The sequence below is a fragment of the Exiguobacterium sp. S22-S28 genome, assembly GCF_043359615.1.
GTDB lineage: Bacteria > Bacillota > Bacilli > Exiguobacteriales > Exiguobacteriaceae > Exiguobacterium_A.
In genome coordinates, this window is record NZ_JBHFFC010000026.1 from 88,888 (window position 1) to 108,660 (window position 19,773).

A 19,773-nucleotide genomic window follows, 5' to 3' on the forward strand; every position below is an offset into this window, starting at 1 on the left:
GTCAAAATGAGCTCAATCCATTTGGATTGGGCTCATTTTTTTTAGGAAGCTCGCTTCATTTCAACGATATGCACCTGATCCCGACGAATAGCCGTCAAAATCAATGTAACGGCAACCGTGACCAGCAAGATGACCGTCAGACGAAGGACAAATGACGAGATATCTCCGTCAAAGTAAATCAATCGGGTCAGTCCACCGACCGCATTCGGTACCGGCAAATAATGACCGATTGTTTGATAAAACGGGGCAAGCATCGAAGACGGGACGATATTTCCTGCGGTCATTAACTGGAACGGGATCAAGGCGACGTTAACGAGCGGCGCAATCGGACCAAAAATCGCAAAATTCATCTGCGTCACACTGATACACGTTGCCGTCAGCAACAACTGGAACGCCCACACTTTAAAAAAGGATGTCTCAATATCCGCAAAGGCAAAGGCAAGCGACACCATAACGAGCGGGACGACGAGCAGAACAATGCCGTGCAACAACTGTTTGCTCCAAAAAAGTGACCATTTCGAAAAACGTTTTTGGAGAATTTGCGTCACGAGATTAAATTGAATTCCCATCGTCATGACGGCAATATAAATCACGAACCCAAGTAACAGTGGCAACATCGACATCGAGAAATCAGATACTTGGTGTTCGATGATGATGTCAGAACTTATAGCCGGTTGTCCGTTTATCCCCTGTGTAATTTCAGATGTCGCTTGTTTCAGAATGCCGTTCGCAAACTCGGCATTCGCTTGGTTGACGTAAAACGTCATCTTTTTTTTGTCGATTAAATCTGCAACAAGCACCATCTCGACTTCACCGGCATCCAGTTGCTTCATACCTTCCGTTTCCGACGAGACCGCTTTGAGCGAAAATGGACTGTCAGACTGCAGCTTTTTATACAATTCTGTCGTCGTCTCATCTTTCACGACAGCAATCCGTAACTGATCCAGCCGGTCCGTTGCGCCATGATAGCCGGTCATCCAAACGACGAGGAATAAGACCGGGACAATCAAGGCAAACATCAATCCCACTTTTGTTTGCGTGATTGACCATACTTCTTTAAAACTTTTCATTTGATTTGCTCTCCTTTTTATATGCATTACTTATAATAGCATATGCAACTATTAATCCAAAAAAGAGAAACCAGTTACGTCACGTTTTGGTAAATGGCTTCAAGTGTCTTGATAAATTGTTTGATTTCTTTTTTCGACAATCCGGAAAAAGCTTGCTGTTGCAGTTGATCGAGCGTCGGTTCCAACAGTCGGATGACCTGGACGCCTTCTTTTGTCGTCAATAAGATGAAGGCCCGCCGGTCACGTGGATCCGCCGAACGGATGACAAGTCCTTTTTTGACAAGCTTATCAAGGATTTTCCCGACCGTCGTTTGGTCCCGTTCCGTCAACAGCGCCAATTGTTTTTGCGAGATCCCCTCTTGTTTATGAAGCTCGCTCAAAACCGAGAACTGTTCCGGTGTCAGACCGTGTTCTTCCATCCGCTTGGTGGCGGCACGTTTAAAGGAATGATAGCTGCGTGACAGTTGCATACCAAGTGACCAATCCGTTTCTTTCACTGGAATTCCCCACCTCAAGAATAATAGTTGCACTACTTATTAATTGAACTTATTTACTATATGCCGGATGAGGTAGTTTGTCAAACGTCTTAATCAATGATTCTTGTGTTAAAAATTATACAAACTAAGACATTTGATTCACGACGTAAACGATTTTATCGCTTCGATATGCGCGTCCTTGATCTCTTGGTCGACTTGCGACTGTTGTTTAAGCTGTTCATAGACGGCATCGACTTGTAATGGTGTCAGCCGTTTGACTGTCGCTAGCCGCTGGATTGTCCGGCGTAACTCATTTCGTTTGATGACATGGACGTGACTGGACTCGATTGTAATCTTTTTCAGCTCACAACGTTCGCTGAAGACGATGACCGATTGGAACACCTGTTGTTCCACCGTTCCCGTCAAAAACTGCGCCATGCTTTTCAAGTGCTGCTCGTTTTGTTTGATCGGGTTGTAAAATCGTTGTTTGTACCGGTTTTTAAACATTTGCGTCCATTGCCGATCCGCTTCTTTTCCAAAAATCCATCCGCTGTAATTTTTCGACTCGAGAACGTAAATACCACTCTCATGAATGAACGTGACATCGATTTCCGTCATCCCCTTGCCCCGTGCTTTTGGTAAATAGGTATTGATGACGAACTTTCCGTATCCTCCGACTTTTTCAAGCTGACGGGTCGTCAAGTATTCGCCCCAGATTCCTTTATCGCGGACCGCCTTTAGAAAACGTTCCTGCGTGACCTGCTTATATGTACTCTTTTCAAACGATCGGCGACGGAAGTAAAACAAACTGCCGAGCGTGACGGCAAACCCGACGAACATGACACTTCCGATGAGAAGTAACGCCGGAATCAATGCAGCTAACAAATCTTCCACTCATTTCATTCCTTTCTTTTTCAAACCCTTAATTTTCCACTATTCCAGAATAAACGGAATTCTTTTCAATTTCCACTAATTGTTACATTCATTTTACTGTGGTACGGTAAAGAAAAGGAGGGGTATGGATGTTTGACTCATTTTTCTCAATTTGGTTGCCATTGATCCTGCTGATCATCGTGTGGCAATCTGTTTCACAACAACTCGCAAAACTTCGTATGACCCAACAGCAAACACTACGTGAACTGACACGTCTTCAAGAACATCTTGGCATGACTGATGCCGCAAGCAGTCACACCTTACTGAATGAACAGGTTGAGCAACTTCTGTCTGACCATCAGACGGTGGAAGCGATTAAACTAGTTCGGGAAACTCTCGGGTATCCATTACTTGAAGCCAAACAATATGTCGACGCGATCAAAGAAGCATCGTCAGACAGGCGTTGAACGAACAACAGGCAAGTCTTCCGAGAGGAGGACTTGCCTGCCTTGATGTTTAACGGACCTTCTCCAGTCGCGCCGCTTGAATTTGATACACTTCGTCACACAGTAAATCGATGTCCTGCTGATGGTGACTGGTCAGGAAAATCGTCCGCCCTTCTTCTTTATACTGCACGAGCAGTGTCCGGATCCGTTCGACACTATCCGTATCAAGGGCATTAAACGGTTCGTCGAGTAACAAGACTTGTTGATTTTCCATGATGGCTTGGGCAATCCCTAGTTTTTGTTTCATCCCAAGCGAATAGTGTTTGACCTTTTGCGTCAAATTCGGCGCCAGTCCGACTTGTTCCATCGCCCGGCGAATCGCCGCATCATCGACTTTATTTTGAATCCGGGCCAGTTCCTTTAAATTCGTGAATCCGTCCAGTTGACCGATGTAACCCGGTCGTTCGATTAAGATGCCGAAGTCTTTCGGAAAGCGGTGTTTCCCCGTCAAGGTTTGTCCGTCGACTGCAATCGTTCCCGCGTCCGGAAAGACAAACCCGCACAGCATCTTGAATAACACCGATTTGCCGGACCCGTTGATACCGGTAATGCCGTAAATCTTTCCCGGTCCGAACGAGACGTTCATGTCGTGAAACAGTTCATGCCCTTTATATTGTTTGCTGACGTTCGTTAATGTAATCATCGTCTTGCCTCCTTAATGATTTGTTCGGACATGTTTTCGGAAAACGACTTGGATGACGATATAAACGAAGAGGCTTGCTCCAACCAATTGCAGACTGATTGCGTAAACGGAATGATCAAGCAGCTGAACCGTTCCATTTCGTCCAATCGGAATCCAGTCCTGTTGAACGAGCGGCAACAGTGCAACCATTCCGCCGCCAATCCAGTAAATACCTTGGACGGCTTCGCGCGTCCAGTACAAGACGAGAAACAGAATCAGACCGTACACGATGAGTTGGAGTGTCCCGTTGACGATTGTCTGGTAAAGAATCGTCTCGAGATCAACCGACAAACCGTTCACCTCTGTCGTCCACGCGACGCCCCGTAAAAATGCAAACAATGTCGCTAAACTGATGAGACCGATGACCGTCCCGGTTGCTGTCACAACAAGCCGAGCCAATTGTTTTGAAAACCATCGATTCAACGAATGGTGCCGGATGATGTGATAGAGTCCTTGATCGATGACGTCTCGTTCATATCGTTGCGTCAGCAGGTAGGTATAGCCAAAAAATAAGACGGCATGATTCAAATATGCCTGCAGCGTAAAACCATCAGACCGGACGCCGCTGAATACGGTCAGTAAGTAATCACCATACGTTTGTCCCGATGGCTGAGCGAACAAAATCAACAGGCAACATGCGATGTAAATACTGATTGCAATAAACTGCCGCGGGAAGCGGAACCGACGATCCAACAACACGACAACAGTTGTCAACAGAACAATACATCCTAGCCAGTAACTCAATTTTTGATTTTCCAGTACGTTCGGTAACGACAAGACCAGAAACAAATTGAGATAAAGACCTGACGTAAACGATAACAGCGTACCGATAAAGGAACTACTCGCAACGATATACACCAGTTTTACGCGTCTTGTCAGCACATACACCAGACCGAGCATCAGATAAATCAGCAAACCTCCGACAAATAAAAATCCAAGTTGCAGACAATGGGCAAGCAGCGGCGAAATGTTCAGAAATACCGAGTCTTTTGAGATATAAAATACCTGTCCGGCCCGTGCCGCAAGACTCCAATTCGTTTCAGTCGTTGCCTGCAGTGCAAACAGGTATCCGGCAATCGCATACACTGATAACCCTACTCCCCACGATTTAGCGAACCGTCCGGTACTATGTATCAACGCACTCCGTGTATTCCGGAAGCGGATCAACCGGAAATCCGTTAAGTCCCTTTGTATTCGAACAACCGATAACAGGAGAACAAGCAGCAAAATATCGTACATCAACAAATAGGTATTCATCGTCACTGCCGTCATTAAATCCCATTGATTAAATACGATTCCTTTACTAAGCGCTTCCTGTTGATCTTGATACATCCAGATACCCGCAAAAAGCGTCACTTGAAGCCAACAAACCGCATAGACGATCCGGCTCACAGTTCCCACTCCGTCCGCTTCATCCCCGTGATCATCAGTCCGAGCAACATCAATCCTAGGACACTGAACGGAACAAATATCGTCCACAACGGCATCGCGATAATGTTAAACGGAAAAATCGTGCTGACGGGTGAAAATTGCGGGGCACTGAGCAGACCAGTCGCAAAGTTCAATAAGTGATAAAACAAAAACGGGAGACCGACTGCCAGAAATAAATTCCCGGACAACACCAACAACAAGTAAGCGATTGTTGCATATACCATCGCATTGAGTCCAATCCATCCCGCATAAGCGAACATATACATACCATCCGTCGTGAAGGCTTGGGTGAACGTCGTCAATGATTCCCGACCCTGTTCATATGTCATCCAGTTCAAGCTCGGCTCTACGAACCGTAAAAACAGCATCCAGCCGAGCATCGTCACAAAAAAGACGATAAATGTGATCAAGGCGTTGACGACTCCTTTGGCAATGAGATAGTCCTTTAGCGAAACACGGGTCCGCGCGTACCGGATGAACTGATGATCGATTTCACGAGCGACCGTTGGCAGGTACAGCACACAACAGAGTAACGGAAACGCGACGGCGATAATCGTTCCGGCAGATTCTTCAAACACCCCCTGCCACGTCAAAAATAGGTATCCGGTCCGAACCTGGTTAAACTGTAACAGGATAATCAGCGGGAGCAGCAAAGCCAGACATAACGTCCGACGTGTCATGCTTCGTTTTAATTCTGTCCAGATAATCGATTGCAACGGCTTCTCCTCCTTTGGTTATGGTCGTTTTTTTGTGACGAAATACAACAAGATGCTGAGGGCGGGAATCACGATCGACAAGACGGTCGTCGTTCGCGACAGCCGATCCGTCCGGTGCCGCTGAATGATGACCCAGATTGCAAACAAGACATGTGCCGCCGATAATCCGAGCAAGGCGAGTGCTAATCCAATGATAACCGTATCAATCTCATCAAATTCGACTTCCCACCCTTTGTCCGGTGCACCGCTAAAAGATGGTGACATGAACGGTTGAAAAACAGAGAGTACGCTTTTTCCATAGCTTTGTTCAAGCGTCACTCGCCCGCCTTCAGTCGACGTACTGTATATCCGGGCTGCCGTGACCATCCACTCTTCTTCGACAACTGTCTTCAGCGGAGCGGAATCCGTTGCCTGCCATTCCTCCCCTAGTTGATATCGAATACCGCTTTCCGAGATATCCGATGTACTTCGTACGATGAAACCACTGAAACCAAACATCAGACTCAACACCAATACGATAATCCCAGCACGTAAAATCCGTTTTGCAAACAACTTTTGGATCAGTTGCAATTCATAGATCAATGCCTGCGACTGTTCTTCACCGCCAAACCGATTGATGGCGATTTTCATCGCTGCCTGTTCCGAGTACCCGTCAAACACCAGCTCGGCGACGGTTTCCTCCAAGTGTTGCCGCGTTTCATCTTTCAGTTCCTTTGTTTCCGGCAAATCCGGATCAGCCGAACGGTACATCCGGTCCACATATTCATTGATCATCCGTGTCCCCTCCTAAAAATTGATTCATTAATCGTTTGACGACCTGCCACTCCAGCCGCTTCGTCCGTAGTAACGTTTGTCCGGCATCTGTCAGGTGGTAATACTTGCGGCGTGCTCCCCCCGCTGCCTCATCACTCCAGTAAGACAGGACGGCTTCTTTTTTTTCAAGTCGTTTCAGCGATAAATACAGTGTTCCTTCTTTCAGTTCGAAGGCATCGGCGCTTTTTTCGCGGACTTCTTTGGCAATTTCATATCCGTACCGATCCTTGTCGACCAGCAGAGCCAATATCAAGGTGTCGATATGTCCTTTTAACAGCTCTTTATCAATTTCCATCTTCTCCCACCACCTCTTACATACAATGTAAAACAATGTACTCTATAATGCAAGGTACTTTAATAAAAAAAGACTCCTTCATTTCCTAAATTAAGAAAATGAGGGATCCTTTTTATGTTCATCCTGCATATATCATACAAACCTCTTAATCATGAAACCGCGCTCGAGTCTTCGGATCCGGCAACAGACACTGCTGTTTTTGTCCGAACCATTCATGCCGGTGCTTGGCAACGAAATCATATACGACATCCCGTAACGATCGCGGCAACCATCGAAAACTCGTCAGGAGTGGCCAGGCACTGTTTAAATGCTTCGTAATCTGAAGTGCCGCATCTGATTTGACGTACGGCACGCCCTGTTCGATGACGACGACACTATTTAAATCCGGCGACAGCCGGTGTTTTTGAATCATCTGTTGACCAAGTGTTCCTTGCAACGAAGCAAAGTCATAATAACCTTGATCGCGTTTTAAGATGAACTGGACACTGGCATCACACAAATTGCAGTCCCCATCAAATAAAATCAGTGGTTTCATGTCTATTTTCTCCTCACAGATGAATCTAGATCAATCGCGTGCGGCCAAACGATACAACAGATCAAGCATTTCGATATACAACCAGATGATCGTGACAATCAAACCAAACGCTGCGACCCACTCCATCGATTTTGGTGCCCGTGCCTGTACTTGTTGCGAGATGAAATCAAAGTCCATCACCAGTGACAGCGAGGCAACGATGACGATGACAAACTGAATGCCGATCGCAAGCGGTGAGCTGCCCGTCATGAACGGTAAGCTGATGCCGAACAACGTCAAGAGTAAATTGACTCCGTACAAGACGAGGATCGACAGGATGGCCGCCGTGACAGCCGAACGGAATCGTTGCGTCACTTTAATCATACCGGTCGAATAGACGAACCACATCGCAAACGAGACGACGAAGGTCGCGAGAACCGCCTTGCCGACTAACCCTGGATACATGCTTTCGAACATCAGTGAAATCGCTCCGACGGCGACCCCTTCGACAATTGCGTAGACCGGTGAAAGTACCGGAGCGGTCCGTGGTTTAAAGGTGATGATCAGGGCGAGAATCAATCCGAGGACAACTCCGCCAATTAATGCAGGAATTAAGAATTGCAGGTTTGCGGCCAAGAAGAACCAGGTCCCGCCGGCTGCTGCCGTGACGAGGGCAAGTAAGAGGAAAATCTTGCTCATCGTCCCTGCTTTTGTCATCGGCCGTTCGCCGGCACGCGCCGTCTCAAAACCACGGCGTAGGGCAGGATTAACTTTAAATCGTGTTGCCATCTTGCGTTCACTCCTTCTATTTTATCTATGTCTTATTACGGTTGATTCCCGGAAAAGTTTCAGCTTAACCAACTATTTAAGGCATTCAACTGAAACATGACGACAGGAATCGATTCCTTTGCCGAGACGAGGTGCGACGTCGCTTGCCCGACTTTGCCTGTCGTCACGAAGGGCTCATCCGTCAACCCTTCACCGATCGGTCCAAACGGATCACTGTCGATCATCCGGTGACGGTACGTGATGAAGACCTCTTGACCGGCCTGATTGACTTTACAGCCCGACTCTTCATCCGGGCGGTCAATCCCATATTCGGCATAATGCCAAACGGTTGTCGCATCCCACGGTGAACCGAGATGAAGAATCTGACCGTCCGCTTCAATGAATTTCTCAAGCGGTGAACCCGGACCAAATCCATTTTCAATCGTATGTCCGGCAACAAATGCCGCTGCCTCGTTTCCCCATGCCGTGACCGACCACATCGGATGCGCACTTCGTTTGACGTCCGGGAACGTCCGGAAAAGTTCCGGGACTTTCCCGATGGCACGTGTCGGTGTCTTCGCCGGATTGTACGCCGGCATTTCCTGACGGATCGTCTCCCACCAGTCTTCCGGCACGGCGGGACGACTCCAGTTTTTCGGGTCTGAATTATCGGTGCTTTGTGCCGCCATCATAATCAGACCGTCTGCTGTGACGACCTCTTGCAACGCTTCGATGATCGATTGTGCGCCGCCCGGAATCCAACCGATTTCCTTCATCGAGCTGTGGACGAACACTTTCATGCCCGGTGTCACACCAAGCTGTTTTAAATCTGTGATCAACTTTGATTTCGTGACCATTTGTCTTGTTTCCATTTCGCACCCCTCACTCGACGACAAGGCGAATCGTCGATCCTGTTTTACCTTGCGTCACTTCAATTTTCGCATCGACCCGTGATTTCAGTTCTTGGACGTGGCTGATGATTCCCACCATCCGACCGCTTGCCTGAATCGACAACAATGTTTCGATCGCCTGTTCAAGCGATTCCGGATCGAGTGTGCCGAATCCTTCATCGATGAACATCGTCTCAAGCGACACGCCGCCGCTTGCTTCCTGCACGACTTCCGACAGACCAAGCGCCAAGGCGAGCGAGGCCTTGAAACTTTCCCCGCCGGACAACGTTTTGACGTGCCGCGTCTGCGACGTATAGGCATCAAAGACGTTTAAGTCGAGTCCGTATTTTTTCAAGCCCTTTCCGGCTTCCGTCTTCCGTTCAAGCAAGAAACGGCCCGACGTCATCCCGTGCAGATGCCGGTTCGCGGCTTGTAGGATCTCGTCGAAATAGGCGGTTTGGACATACGTCTCAAACGTCATCCGTTGCGCATTTTCACCGACCCCGACCCGTGCCAACTCACCAATGATGCCATAGCGTGTATCTTCTGCCTCGATTTGTTGTTGTAACGTCGACCAGGCATCGACCAATTGCTTGACGTGGAGCCGTTCTTTTTCGGCACCGATCCTCTGGTCCGTCGCTTCAGTCAATTCGGCTTCCGCCTGCTCGACAGACAATCGTATCGTCGCTAAGTCCGGTCGGTCCTGCGCTTTTACAATCTGACGGATCCGCTCCAGTCCGCTCTCGACGTCCTGACGTTTCCGCCGGTCGGCTTCCAGTTGTTCTGCCAATTGGGCAATATCTTGCCGTGTCATCCGTGCCTGTTCAAACTGTTCGATCGTCGCAAACCGTTCTTCCTGCAGGCTCCGTTCGAACGTTGCTTTCGCTTCCATCCACTTCGATGTCCGCTCCGTCAAGTCTGTTTGAATGTGCTCCAACCGATCGCGCCGCACCGCGACGTCTTGATCCAGTTGTTGTTTCTGATTGTGGGCTCCCGTCCGTGCCGCTTCAAACGACGCCAACCGTTTACTCAACGTCTGCTGTTCCGTCTCTAATTCACGGCGCGACGGCGCATCCGGATTCCGGGTCAACATACCCTCGAGCCGGGCCAGTTCCAGCTGCAGCTTCGACTGGCGATCCGACTCTTCCTCAATCTGACGGTCCAATCGTTCCAGTGCTGTCTCGATTGTGCGCAATTGCTGCTCGAGCTGTTGTTTTTGCTCCTGTTGCCGTTGCAACGCGGTTTCCTGTGCCTGTAAAGACTCGATTTCTGTCCGGATCACGGTTAGATCAGTCGGAATCTCCTTACCTTGACCAAGCGTCGTGATGTCGTGTTCGAGTTGCCGTTTCCGTTCCGCGACCGTCCGGTACGTTGCCTGCAGTTCCTGATGCGCCGTCTGGGCTGTTAAATAAACTTGATGTAAGGCTTCGACATCCAGCGATTCCGCTTTGACCGCAAGTTGCGGATGCGACGTGCTTCCACAGACCGGGCAGGCGTCTCCGTCATGCAAGTGCGCCGCCAGTTCTGCTGCCAGTTGACGGCGTTCGTTTTGCCGCCCTGTCGTATAGGCAAGTTCCGCCTGCTCTTTTTCCTGTTTGACCCGCGTTCCCTGTTCGATCAATCGGAGCCGTTCCGCTTCATTTCGTTGCCATTCCTGCTGTTTTTGCTCAGCATTCTGTAAGAGGAAACGCCGTTCCTGAATCGTCAGACGGTTGCTTGAATCGTCCGTCATCGCACCGACTCTTGTTTGAAGGGTCGTCCGTTCGTTGCGTTTCTGATCACGTTCCTTGCGCAGAGCTTCCGGATTCAGTTCAGCAATCGCCCGGATTAACTGCTGTTGTTGTGTTAACAGCTGTTCTTGATCCTGCAAACGCTGCAGTTCTTCTTCGATTTGCTCCAGGCGGCGTGCTGCCTCACGCATTTCCGGTTCCTGCGCCGCCAGCCGCTCGACGTCTTGATTCACCTGATCAAGCCGCTGCAACAACTGCTCCAGTTCTGACGAGACGTGTTGTTTCGTAGCCGTCAACTGCTGGACCGTCTGTTGCTCCGATTGGAACGTCTCAAAGACTCCGCTGATTGCCGCCGCCCGCGTCGCCGCGTCATACCGTTCCGTCTGACGTTTCGTTTCCGGCAATGTCACCGCCAGTTGTTGTTCAAGTCGCAGCAACTCGTCGTACTCGACAAAGGTTTGTTCAAGTTGCTCGGCCTGACGCAGACGTTCCGTCACGCGTTGTACGGTCTCGCGGATCGCCTGTTCCGTGACTGCAGCGTCAGTGATTTTTTCGTCAAGTGACTTCAGCAGCTGATCCGTCTCTTGACGAATCGTCGTTTCCGACGCCTCTGCCCAGTTCAGCTCAAGCGGCAGTTCTTCGAGTTTCGACAACTGCTTCGTCTTCGTTTCTTTGATCGCTGCGGCAAGATCCAGTGCTTTGCGGTGCAAACGTTGTTGAAACTCCCCGTAGTGTTCCGTCTTGAACAGTTGCTTGAGAATCTGTAACTTGTCTTTTGACTCTGCCATCAGCAATTCCCGGAATTTATTTTGCGGGAGCAATAAGATCTGTGAAAACTGTTTATGGTCAAGTTGCAACAGCTCTTGGACTTGTTGGCGGATTTCCGGAATCTTCAGTGCAAGAGGCTTCCAGGTCGTGCCGTCATGTCGGGCGAACTCGGCTTCATGCCCATAATCCGTCTTATTGACCGGATGGGGCTGGCTCGGTTGCCGGATGATCCGGTACCGTTCCCCTTTTAACAGAAATTCGAGTTCGACTTCCGTCTTTTGGTCCGGTTTGGCGAAATGACTGCGCAGATCGCTCATTTCCCGTTCCCCGCCTGATGTTTCCCCGTATAAGGCAAACGTCAACGCATCAAAAATCGTCGTTTTACCGGCACCGGTATTGCCGGAGATGACGAACATCGTCCGCCCCCCGAGTTCGCGAAAATCAATCGTCTGTTCATCGGCAAATGGTCCGAAGGCACGTAAGGTCAATCGTTCTGGACGCATGCAGCTTCCTCCTCTAACACGGATTGCATCGCATCCGTTGGTTGTTTTTCACGAACCGCTTCATAAAATTCACGGAACAGATCGGTCAACGTCGCCGCCTGGACTTGATCGCGGGATGCTTGCACCGATCGTGTACTCTCGCGTGTAAAGCCGGTCCGCTCGAGATGAAGAATGTTCGGGTAGATTTTCTTCAGTTTCCCCATCGGATCGATCAACGCTTCGGCATCCGTCAAATTGATTTTGATATAATCGTCCGTTGTTTGGGTCGCGACAAAGACCGGATCCGTCAATTCAGCAAGGCTGCCCGTCAGTTCACGCAGGTCGCGTTTAGCGTTCAATGGTTCAAAACGGCGGTCAAACGTCCCCGCATCGTTGAGCGTCAAGATGTCGACGCCTTTCACGTGATGTGCTTCCGAGAACGAATATTTTAATAACGAACCGCTGTAACGGATCGTGTCTGATTTGATCGCAAGTGGATTATGCAAATGCCCGAGTGCCGTGTACGTAAACGGAGCAAAGGCACTGGCACTGACCTGTCCTGCCGTTCCGACCGACAACTGGCGTTCGGAATCCGTTTCCAGTCCGCCGATGACAAAGGCATGCCCGACGAGAACACTTGGTCCATCGATGTCCAGCGTTTTGATGATTTTTCGCATCGCGTCATCATGGGTCCGGATCGAGTCATCTTGATGGATATAGCGGACGGTAGCCGGATCCGCGAACGGGACCGGGTAAAAACGGACACCTTGAATCTCGATCGGTTCAATGGTTGGTGTTAACTTTCCGGCCAGATGAAGACCTGCCCGTTGTAATAATGTCGTTCCGAAGCTCAGTCGTTCCGCTGAATCATGGTTGCCGCTGATCGCGACGACCGGAATCTTCCGTTCGAGCACGATTTCGGCTAAGACGGTATCCAGCAGTTCGACGGCTTCCGTCGGTGGAACAGCCCGGTCATACAAATCACCGGCAATGATCACCGCGTCCGGTTGTTCCCGGTCAAGCAACCGGATAAAATCGTCGAGAACGGCGCGTTGGTTTTCAAGCATCGATTCCCCGTGAACGATTTTCCCTAAATGCCAATCGGCAGTATGAATCCATTTCATCTTTGATCACGCTCACTTTTCTTCTATAATATCCTTATTTTAGCATGACTTGATTGCTTCTGCTGAAGCTCCTGCCGATTCCAAACCAAACAAAACCCATCAATCGAGCAGGGATTCCCCCGGTCAATCAATGGGTCTCGTGTTGATTCATGACTTAAATGCCAATCCATGATCTGCTAATGCCTGTTTCAACTTCGGTATCGACGAAGGACCGATTCCGTGCCACCTTAGCACCTCGTCTTCCCGATACATTGATAAGCCGGTCAGGGACATCACTCTATGCGCGTTCAATGCCCGTTGTACAGGTTTACCGAGTGAAGAAAACACCTCGGATTTAGATTCATTGGATTGCATTGCCATCCCCTCCTGTTTTCCTAAACAAAAAACCGCCTCCTCATTTAAAAGGAAACGGTTCTTCACAACATGTTAGAGGTCATCCTCAGTGGGTCCGACGCTTTTGACGAAATCGCTTCACCGATGTGAAGATGGATACGGATCCTCCGATGATTGCTCCGACGACAATCCCAGTCGTAAATTTTCCTCCGGGATTTTTGGCAGAACCTGGTTCAGTTGCTGTTATATGCTCTTCCTGTTTCTGCTCGAATAACTGTTGGAGAGGGGAGGATGTAGGCTCGACTTCGACAATCCGGTCAACTTCCTGTTGACGCTCTACCCGGCTTTCGACGCTGCAAGGTGACAGATAGAACGGATTCAGATTCGTCCGATACCGGTCTGGATTCCAATTCGCCTGCTGAACGGCTTCAGCTGCGTGGTCTGTCCGCTTCGTCTGATCCAATGACTGGATCGATTGATCGAATTCTTGTTTCATCGTAATCACTCCTCTTCACATTCAATTCCACCTAAAAAGCTCCGACTTACGTCTGAAGTCTTATTTACCTCTTTTTTAAACATCTAAAACATGTATCGAAAAAAAATGTTTGCTTTTTTGTGAACGCTTATTTGAAATACGTTGCGTACATCTGTTTTGCCTGTTCCGGATCCGCTTCCCCGTGAATCAAGATCCGCCCGTCGGCAAAGGCGACAATCCGGTGCTGCTCCGTCTCGAACATCAGCAAATACGGGTTCCGTTGACTTTTCATCCCGCGTGCCAGTATCTCGTTTTCCAGCCGAACCAAATCCCGTTTCCCTTCTCCCCGGACTTGCACCGTGTCCCGACCGCACAACGTGATGAATTGGAGCGGCGTTCCGTTGAGATAAGGATAGACGGCAGCGTCGCCGCACGAAGGACAGGCTGCTTGTTTTAAGGACGTGACATCAATCTGACTCTGCTGATTCGTCCAAAGATCAAACGACAACAACGTCCGACGCAGTGCAGCTTTCGCACCCGTCAACAGTTTCAGCGTTTCTGTTACTTGATGCGAGGCGACCAGTTGGACGGCCGGACTGATGATGCCCCGAGTATCGCACGTATCCTGTTGCTGCGGCAGATGATTCAGCAGACAATGCAGACAAGGCGTCTCCTTCGGTAAAACGGTGTATGTCATACCGTAACTGGCGACACACGCTCCGTAAATCCAAGGGATCTCCCGTTGCACTGCGACATCATTGATCAGCATCCGGATCGCAAAATTATCTGTCGCATCCATGATCAAATCCGCCTGCGCAACGAGTCGTTCAATGTTCGTCGCCGTCACATCTTCCACAATCGCTTCGATCGTCACCGTCGAATTGACTTCGCAAAGCCGTTGTTTGGCTGCGACTGCTTTCGGCAACCGTTCCCGGGCATCCTGTTCCGTGTACAATTGTTGCCGTTGAAGATTACTCCACTCGACGTAATCGCGATCAATCAAGGTCACCCGTCCGACACCGGCCCGGACGAGCTGTTCCGCACTGGCTGTTCCGAGCGCACCGAGACCGATGATGACGACGCGGCGCTCAGCCAGTTGATCTTGTCCGCCCTGGCCGATTGGACGGAAGCGGATTTGGCGGCTGTAGCGGTCCGTCATGGACGGCTGATTCCAGTCGTCGGACTGCTTGCCGTCGCATACCGTTTTTTCTCGATCCGTCCCGCTTCGAAACCGAGACGCCCGGCTTCAACCGCTAGTTTCATTGCCTGTGCCATCTTGATCGGATCGTTGGCGTGGGCGACCGCAGAATTCAGCAAGACACCGTCGGCACCGAGCTCCATCGCGTAAGCCGCGTCAGCCGGTGAACCAATCCCCGCATCAACGATGACCGGGACCGTCATCTGTTCCATGATGAAACTGAGCGCAAGCGGATTTAAGATCCCTTGACCCGAACCGATTGGTGACGCTGCCGGCATGATCGCGTGACAGCCCAGTTCCTCGAGCCGACGGGCGAGCAACAAATCATCCGATGTATACGGCAAGACGATGAAACCGTCCTTGATTAATTCCTCTGCCGCCCGTAAGGTTTCGATCGGATCCGGCAATAACGTCTTGTCGCAACCGATCACCTCGACTTTGACCATGTCACACATGCCGGATGCCCGGGCGAGCCGGGCCAGCCGGACGGCTTCTTCCGCCGTTTTTGCGCCCGCCGTATTCGGCAACAGATCATAACGACTTAAGTCGAGTGCCGCAAGTGGATTCGTCTGTTCCTTCGCAAAGACATCGAGACGCCGGACGGAAAACGTTAAAATGTTCGTTTCCGATGCTTCGACCGCTTGTTGTTGCGTCTCAGCGTCCGGGTATTTTCCCGTTCCGAGTAATAATCGTGATGCAAATGTTTTTCCGCCAATTTCTAACATGTTATCCGCCTCCTACAAAATGAACGATTTCAACGACATCACCGGATTGGACGTTCGTGTCCATATACCGGGACCGGTCGATGATTTGATGATTTTGTTCGATGATGACAACCTCTTCATCGATGTTCAACTGCTGAATCAAGTCGTGTAACGTCTTCGTTTGTTCCGCCAGGGGATAGTCTTTCCCATTTAATCGGATCTGCATATATTTTCCTCCTTGTGTCGTCTGCAACAAAACGCCTCCAGCGCGACTTCCGGTTTTCGGTTCATGACACAATCGGCGAGGACTTGCGCTGTCACCGGAGCGAGCAAGATGCCGTGCCGGTGATGTCCCGTCGCGACCAACAAACCGTCAATCCCTTTGACCCGTCCAAGATACGGTAACCCGTCACGGGTCTGTGGCCGGACACCGGACCAGATGTCAACCAGTGTCGCATCACGGATCGGCGGATACACGTCAATTGCTGCCGCCAACAGGTCCGAGACGCTGCCCGCGTTGACCGTCGTCGATTCCTCACCAACGTATTCCGTTGCGCCGATGATAATCCGTCCGTCTGCTTTCGGGACGAGATACACTGTCTCATGAAACAAGGTCTGCTCCAGTCGACCGGTTGCGAGACGGACAGACAAACACTCGCCTTTGACCGGAAGTGTGTCAATCGGAATCCCGATCGTTTGCAACAACGATTCCGACCCTCGTCCGCCTGCGATGACGACCTGCTGTCCAACCTGTTGTCCCCGGCTTGTCTCCACCCCGGTTACCGTCTCGTTGTCCCGCAGAAGACGCAAGACACTTACCTGTTCTTCAATCACGCCACCCCGCTGTTCAATCGCTTGCCGTAACGCGCGGACGAGCAACGGAGGATCGACTTGACCGACCCGTTCAAATTGGACGGTTTGCTTTGCCTGGCGCAGCTGAAACGGCAGTTCGAGATAGCCGCTCGTCAATCCGGTCTCGTCGAACAATTGGCGGACAAGCTGCGGATACAGGACGCGGCTGACTGCCGCTAACGCATGTAGCGGTTCCGACAGTTCTTCGTCCGTCGCGAGCATCCCCGCTGCTGCCCGTGTCGCGCCTTGTCCGACTGCCGACTGATCGAGCATGTGAACACTTTGCCCCCGCTGTAGCAACTCATACGCGAGCGTCAAACCGATGACACCGGCACCGACGATCAATACATCCGGTTGCTTCATCGTCCAATCACCGCCCGGAACCGTCCGGTTGCTTCCGCCGGATCGGCTTGTCCCAAAATTCCGGACAGGACGGCAACACCGCTGCACCCAGTCGTTAAGACATCAGACAGATTTTCCGGTTTGATTCCGCCGATGGCGATGACCGGGATCGATGTCCAGTCGACGACTTGCTGTAATGCATCGAGCCCCCGTGGCGCCACACCGGGTTTCGAATCCGTCTCAAAAATATGACCGTACATCACGTAATCGGCGCCGGCTTGTTCCGCCACCATCGCTTCGGTCAGCGAGTGAACCGATTGACCGATGGAAATCGTCGGAAACTGTGCCCGGACACGCTCGACCGACAGACTGCGGCGTGTCAACTGGACGGTCGTGCCGGTAACGAGTGCAGCATCGAGCCGGTCATGGACAACCAACTGGTCTGCGCGGACTCCTTGGTCGAGCAACGTATCAATGCAGGAAACCAATTCCCGGACTGACCAGGTTGGCTCCCGTAAGTGGATGCGATCGACGGACAGTGCGAGCTGCGGAAGGGTCTGTTCCAGCACTTCCTTACTGTCGCGTCCGGTTGTAATCAGGTGTAAATGTGACATCGTTCCCCCTCCTTTCCACACGAAAAAGGACCACCCCATGAACTGATGGAGTGGTCCTACGAAAAGGGCGACGCTTGGCGTTCCCTCGATAGATGATCGGATACCACTTCCCTCCGCTAGTACGAACTAGATCAGGTTCAAAGGGTCCGGATACTTCCGTCTCAGTCTGCTGCGAGACTCCCCTAGTGTAGATATTTATTTGTGTGGTACGTCTGTAGTCTACCACGGGTAGTCCGATTAGTTCTACCCTTGATTAGTGTCGCATGTTCGATTCGACCGCTTTGACCTGCTCAATCAAGCGTTGGTATTCGTCGACACGTTTCGTTTGTGACAAGTCATACGTTTGTTTTAAGCGTAAGACCCGCATGACTTTCTGGTTGAGATCGGCTGCCGACAATTTCCCTTGTTTGATCCGCGCCATGATTTCCTTGTGAACGGACGCGTACGCTCCGGGTGTCGAGAACATCGCCATATCCGCGCCGTTTTCGAGAGCAAGACTGGCAGCCTGCGCCAAACCGTATTGCTCGGTGATCGCCCCCATCACAAGATCATCCGTGATGATGACACCGTCAAACTTCAGTTCCTCCCGTAATACATCGTTCATGACGTTTTCGGACAACGAGGACGGAAGGTGTTTGTCGAGTGCCGGAAACAGAATATGCGCCACCATCACCATCTCCGCCCCGGCCTTGACGGCTTGTTGAAATGGGACCAGCTCCGTCTGCTCAAGTTCCGCTTTCGTCGCATCGACCCGCGGCAGACCGACATGCGAGTCGACGGTCGTATCCCCGTGTCCCGGAAAATGTTTGACGACCGGGACGACATCTTCCGCTTTCATCCCCTGCATCAATGGCACACCGAGTCGTGCCACTTGTTTTGGATCCGCACTGAGCGACCGGTCGCCGATGATCGGATTCGCCGGATTACTGTTGACGTCAAGGACCGGTGCAAAATCCATGTTGAATCCGTAAAAACGGGAAATGGAGCCAAGCGTCTGCCCGACGTCTTCCATTAATTCCGGATCATTTTTTTGACCATATGTCAGGCTCGGCGACAGTTTGAGTTGTACGTCCGGAACCCGGCTGACCCGTCCGCCTTCTTCGTCAAAACCGACGAATGCCCGTTGATCCGATGTTTGCGCTTCGGTGATGTCAGCCGTCAACGCCTTCAGTTGGTCGGATGACGTGATATTACCGCCGAGTAACAACACCCCACCCAGCGCATGTTGCTGCAACAGCCGGCGATCCGCTTCCGTCAATACCGTTCCGGCCACACCGATGTAGAGCAGTTGATCGATTTTGTCTGCCGTCGACATCTGAGAGACCGTCTGCTTAAGTTCATTTTCCGCTTGTTCCCGGGCGGACGGTTGCTCCGGTTTTTGTGGTTTCGGCTGTTTTGTTTCTTCGGCTTGCTTCGGTGCCGGTTCGTCCGGTTTCGCGGTCTCGTCGGCACAACCGGACAGCAGGACAGTTGCTAAGACAACAGGGAAAAACAGCTTCAAATCGGTTCCTCGTTTCGGACGCCGTTGATTGAATAGTAGACTTCAATTTCTGCGTTCAACGATTGGGAGACGGAGCAGTATTTGTCTTTTGACAACGAAATCGCCCGACGGACCTTGTCTTCCGGTAAGTCGCCTTCGAGCCGGTAATGAATCGAAATCGTCGTGAAGCGGCGCGGATGCTCGTCTGCCCGTTCCCCTTCGATGTCCATTTCAAATGACGTCAACGTCAAACGCATCTTCTCTAAAATCGAGACGATATCGATGCCGGTACAGCCGGCAACGGCGTGGAGTAACAGCTCCGTCGGTCGTGGTGCTTGATTGTCGCCTCCGTTGTCCGGTGCCGCGTCCATCGCTAAGTGATGTCCGGATTCGGTTTCGCCGCTAAATCCCATCTTGTGGTTCCAAGTAATTGTTGCTTGCATGTTCCGTCACGTCCTTTACTCGTTTTTTAGTCGTCTTTACCTTTTCAGTATACCCGAATCTCTACCAAGTGAAATTGACATGCTATTCGCAATAATGCTTCTTTTCCTTCTTCCTCTAAATCCGGTTTTCGCCCGGTGCAAATCATGCTATTCTGATAAACGATAGTTTTTTTGCGCACAGGCGCCAGAAGTGA

At 50.6% G+C, this 19,773-nt stretch carries 23 protein-coding genes and 1 riboswitch; of the genes, 1 reads left to right on the forward strand and 22 read right to left on the reverse strand.

The window, feature by feature from the left end; genetic code table 11:
- Nucleotides 1–41: 41 nt before the first annotated feature.
- The 3 genes from ACHA8N_RS07090 to ACHA8N_RS07100 all read right to left on the reverse strand — a co-directional run bounded on the left by ACHA8N_RS07090 (nt 42) and on the right by ACHA8N_RS07100 (nt 2,440).
- Nucleotides 42–1,070 (reverse strand): YhgE/Pip domain-containing protein, encoded by a 1,029-nt coding sequence (locus ACHA8N_RS07090; RefSeq protein ID WP_393965259.1) that lies wholly within the window; start codon nt 1,068–1,070, stop codon nt 42–44.
- A gap of 74 nt (nt 1,071–1,144) precedes the next feature.
- A complete protein-coding gene (locus tag ACHA8N_RS07095; protein ID WP_147511395.1) occupies nt 1,145–1,567 on the reverse strand; it encodes a MarR family winged helix-turn-helix transcriptional regulator in 423 nt (140 codons plus the stop codon).
- A gap of 138 nt (nt 1,568–1,705) precedes the next feature.
- Nucleotides 1,706–2,440, reverse strand: a complete 735-nt coding sequence (locus tag ACHA8N_RS07100) for a nuclease-related domain-containing protein (protein ID WP_393965260.1) — start codon at nt 2,438–2,440, stop codon at nt 1,706–1,708.
- Nucleotides 2,441–2,568: 128 nt separating this feature from the next.
- Here ACHA8N_RS07100 and ACHA8N_RS07105 point away from each other — a divergent pair, with 128 nt between their 5' ends.
- Nucleotides 2,569–2,886, forward strand: coding sequence for a hypothetical protein (locus tag ACHA8N_RS07105; RefSeq protein WP_393965261.1), 318 nt, complete (start codon nt 2,569–2,571; stop codon nt 2,884–2,886).
- A gap of 49 nt (nt 2,887–2,935) precedes the next feature.
- Here the strand turns inward: ACHA8N_RS07105 and ACHA8N_RS07110 are convergent, their stop codons facing one another.
- From ACHA8N_RS07110 to ACHA8N_RS07200, 19 genes are all read right to left on the reverse strand, one after another.
- Nucleotides 2,936–3,568, reverse strand: coding sequence for an ABC transporter ATP-binding protein (locus tag ACHA8N_RS07110; protein ID WP_393965262.1), 633 nt, complete (start codon nt 3,566–3,568; stop codon nt 2,936–2,938).
- A 12-nt stretch (nt 3,569–3,580) separates the two neighbouring features.
- A complete protein-coding gene (locus ACHA8N_RS07115; protein ID WP_393965263.1) occupies nt 3,581–4,999 on the reverse strand; it encodes a hypothetical protein in 1,419 nt (472 codons plus the stop codon).
- The gene (locus ACHA8N_RS07120) at nt 4,996–5,754 is read right to left on the reverse strand and encodes an ABC transporter permease (protein ID WP_393965264.1); all 759 of its coding nucleotides are present in this window, start codon (nt 5,752–5,754) and stop codon (nt 4,996–4,998) included. The genes ACHA8N_RS07115 and ACHA8N_RS07120 overlap by 4 nt, the downstream gene beginning before the upstream one ends.
- An 18-nt stretch (nt 5,755–5,772) precedes the next feature.
- Nucleotides 5,773–6,528 (reverse strand): permease prefix domain 1-containing protein, encoded by a 756-nt coding sequence (locus ACHA8N_RS07125; protein ID WP_393965265.1) that lies wholly within the window; start codon nt 6,526–6,528, stop codon nt 5,773–5,775.
- On the reverse strand, nt 6,518–6,862 hold the full coding sequence (locus ACHA8N_RS07130) for a PadR family transcriptional regulator (protein ID WP_014970164.1): 345 nt from the start codon (nt 6,860–6,862) through the stop codon (nt 6,518–6,520). The genes ACHA8N_RS07125 and ACHA8N_RS07130 overlap by 11 nt, the downstream gene beginning before the upstream one ends.
- A gap of 145 nt (nt 6,863–7,007) precedes the next feature.
- Nucleotides 7,008–7,397, reverse strand: a complete 390-nt coding sequence (locus tag ACHA8N_RS07135) for a thiol-disulfide oxidoreductase DCC family protein (RefSeq protein WP_393965266.1) — start codon at nt 7,395–7,397, stop codon at nt 7,008–7,010.
- Between the two features lie 30 nt (nt 7,398–7,427).
- Nucleotides 7,428–8,165: a Bax inhibitor-1/YccA family protein gene (locus tag ACHA8N_RS07140; protein ID WP_393965267.1), complete on the reverse strand. Its 738-nt coding sequence runs from the start codon at nt 8,163–8,165 to the stop codon at nt 7,428–7,430.
- 59 nt (nt 8,166–8,224) lie between these two features.
- A complete protein-coding gene (locus tag ACHA8N_RS07145; protein ID WP_393965268.1) occupies nt 8,225–9,016 on the reverse strand; it encodes an AAC(3) family N-acetyltransferase in 792 nt (263 codons plus the stop codon).
- Nucleotides 9,017–9,026: 10 nt separating this feature from the next.
- On the reverse strand, nt 9,027–12,035 hold the full coding sequence (locus ACHA8N_RS07150; RefSeq protein ID WP_393965269.1) for an AAA family ATPase: 3,009 nt from the start codon (nt 12,033–12,035) through the stop codon (nt 9,027–9,029).
- The gene (locus ACHA8N_RS07155; protein WP_393965270.1) at nt 12,017–13,138 is read right to left on the reverse strand and encodes an exonuclease SbcCD subunit D; all 1,122 of its coding nucleotides are present in this window, start codon (nt 13,136–13,138) and stop codon (nt 12,017–12,019) included. Before ACHA8N_RS07155 ends, ACHA8N_RS07150 begins: the two co-directional genes overlap by 19 nt.
- A gap of 147 nt (nt 13,139–13,285) precedes the next feature.
- Nucleotides 13,286–13,498 (reverse strand): helix-hairpin-helix domain-containing protein, encoded by a 213-nt coding sequence (locus ACHA8N_RS07160; protein ID WP_393965271.1) that lies wholly within the window; start codon nt 13,496–13,498, stop codon nt 13,286–13,288.
- A 79-nt stretch (nt 13,499–13,577) separates the two neighbouring features.
- Nucleotides 13,578–13,967, reverse strand: a complete 390-nt coding sequence (locus ACHA8N_RS07165; protein WP_147511403.1) for a hypothetical protein — start codon at nt 13,965–13,967, stop codon at nt 13,578–13,580.
- A gap of 127 nt (nt 13,968–14,094) precedes the next feature.
- Nucleotides 14,095–15,105: a ThiF family adenylyltransferase gene (locus ACHA8N_RS07170; protein WP_393965272.1), complete on the reverse strand. Its 1,011-nt coding sequence runs from the start codon at nt 15,103–15,105 to the stop codon at nt 14,095–14,097.
- The gene (locus ACHA8N_RS07175; protein ID WP_393965273.1) at nt 15,102–15,869 is read right to left on the reverse strand and encodes a thiazole synthase; all 768 of its coding nucleotides are present in this window, start codon (nt 15,867–15,869) and stop codon (nt 15,102–15,104) included. The genes ACHA8N_RS07170 and ACHA8N_RS07175 overlap by 4 nt, the downstream gene beginning before the upstream one ends.
- A gap of 1 nt (nt 15,870) precedes the next feature.
- A complete protein-coding gene (thiS, locus tag ACHA8N_RS07180) occupies nt 15,871–16,074 on the reverse strand; it encodes a sulfur carrier protein ThiS (RefSeq protein ID WP_028106563.1) in 204 nt (67 codons plus the stop codon).
- Nucleotides 16,059–17,150, reverse strand: a complete 1,092-nt coding sequence (locus ACHA8N_RS07185) for an NAD(P)/FAD-dependent oxidoreductase (RefSeq protein WP_393965274.1) — start codon at nt 17,148–17,150, stop codon at nt 16,059–16,061. Before ACHA8N_RS07185 ends, thiS begins: the two co-directional genes overlap by 16 nt.
- Entirely contained in the window at nt 17,060–17,656 is a 597-nt protein-coding gene (locus tag ACHA8N_RS07190; protein ID WP_393965275.1) for a thiamine phosphate synthase, read from the reverse strand. The genes ACHA8N_RS07185 and ACHA8N_RS07190 overlap by 91 nt, the downstream gene beginning before the upstream one ends.
- A gap of 91 nt (nt 17,657–17,747) precedes the next feature.
- Nucleotides 17,748–17,850, reverse strand: a riboswitch (TPP riboswitch).
- A gap of 59 nt (nt 17,851–17,909) precedes the next feature.
- Nucleotides 17,910–19,157, reverse strand: a complete 1,248-nt coding sequence (gene nagZ / locus ACHA8N_RS07195) for a beta-N-acetylhexosaminidase (RefSeq protein WP_393965276.1) — start codon at nt 19,155–19,157, stop codon at nt 17,910–17,912.
- Nucleotides 19,154–19,579 carry an OsmC family protein gene (locus ACHA8N_RS07200; protein ID WP_393965277.1) on the reverse strand — a complete coding sequence of 142 codons (426 nt, stop codon included), beginning with the start codon at nt 19,577–19,579 and terminating at the stop codon, nt 19,154–19,156. Before ACHA8N_RS07200 ends, nagZ begins: the two co-directional genes overlap by 4 nt.
- Nucleotides 19,580–19,773: the final 194 nt, after the last annotated feature.

Bases quoted from the DNA above. Each gene is read 5' to 3' on its own strand.
- ACHA8N_RS07130 (WP_014970164.1), bottom strand. From the start codon at position 6,862: ATGGAAATTGATAAAGAGCTGTTAAAAGGACATATCGACACCTTGATA.
- ACHA8N_RS07155 (WP_393965270.1), bottom strand. From the start codon at position 13,138: ATGAAATGGATTCATACTGCCGATTGGCATTTAGGGAAAATCGTTCAC.
- ACHA8N_RS07190 (WP_393965275.1), bottom strand. From the start codon at position 17,656: ATGTCACATTTACACCTGATTACAACCGGACGCGACAGTAAGGAAGTG.
- ACHA8N_RS07135 (WP_393965266.1), bottom strand. From the start codon at position 7,397: ATGAAACCACTGATTTTATTTGATGGGGACTGCAATTTGTGTGATGCC.
- ACHA8N_RS07105 (WP_393965261.1), top strand. From the start codon at position 2,569: ATGTTTGACTCATTTTTCTCAATTTGGTTGCCATTGATCCTGCTGATC.
- ACHA8N_RS07145 (WP_393965268.1), bottom strand. From the start codon at position 9,016: ATGGAAACAAGACAAATGGTCACGAAATCAAAGTTGATCACAGATTTA.
- thiS (WP_028106563.1), bottom strand. From the start codon at position 16,074: ATGCAGATCCGATTAAATGGGAAAGACTATCCCCTGGCGGAACAAACG.
- ACHA8N_RS07165 (WP_147511403.1), bottom strand. From the start codon at position 13,967: ATGAAACAAGAATTCGATCAATCGATCCAGTCATTGGATCAGACGAAG.
- ACHA8N_RS07110 (WP_393965262.1), bottom strand. From the start codon at position 3,568: ATGATTACATTAACGAACGTCAGCAAACAATATAAAGGGCATGAACTG.
- ACHA8N_RS07175 (WP_393965273.1), bottom strand. From the start codon at position 15,869: ATGTTAGAAATTGGCGGAAAAACATTTGCATCACGATTATTACTCGGA.
- ACHA8N_RS07200 (WP_393965277.1), bottom strand. From the start codon at position 19,579: ATGCAAGCAACAATTACTTGGAACCACAAGATGGGATTTAGCGGCGAA.
- ACHA8N_RS07160 (WP_393965271.1), bottom strand. From the start codon at position 13,498: ATGGCAATGCAATCCAATGAATCTAAATCCGAGGTGTTTTCTTCACTC.
- ACHA8N_RS07090 (WP_393965259.1), bottom strand. From the start codon at position 1,070: ATGAAAAGTTTTAAAGAAGTATGGTCAATCACGCAAACAAAAGTGGGA.
- ACHA8N_RS07170 (WP_393965272.1), bottom strand. From the start codon at position 15,105: ATGACGGACCGCTACAGCCGCCAAATCCGCTTCCGTCCAATCGGCCAG.
- ACHA8N_RS07150 (WP_393965269.1), bottom strand. From the start codon at position 12,035: ATGCGTCCAGAACGATTGACCTTACGTGCCTTCGGACCATTTGCCGAT.
- ACHA8N_RS07125 (WP_393965265.1), bottom strand. From the start codon at position 6,528: ATGATCAATGAATATGTGGACCGGATGTACCGTTCGGCTGATCCGGAT.
- ACHA8N_RS07140 (WP_393965267.1), bottom strand. From the start codon at position 8,165: ATGGCAACACGATTTAAAGTTAATCCTGCCCTACGCCGTGGTTTTGAG.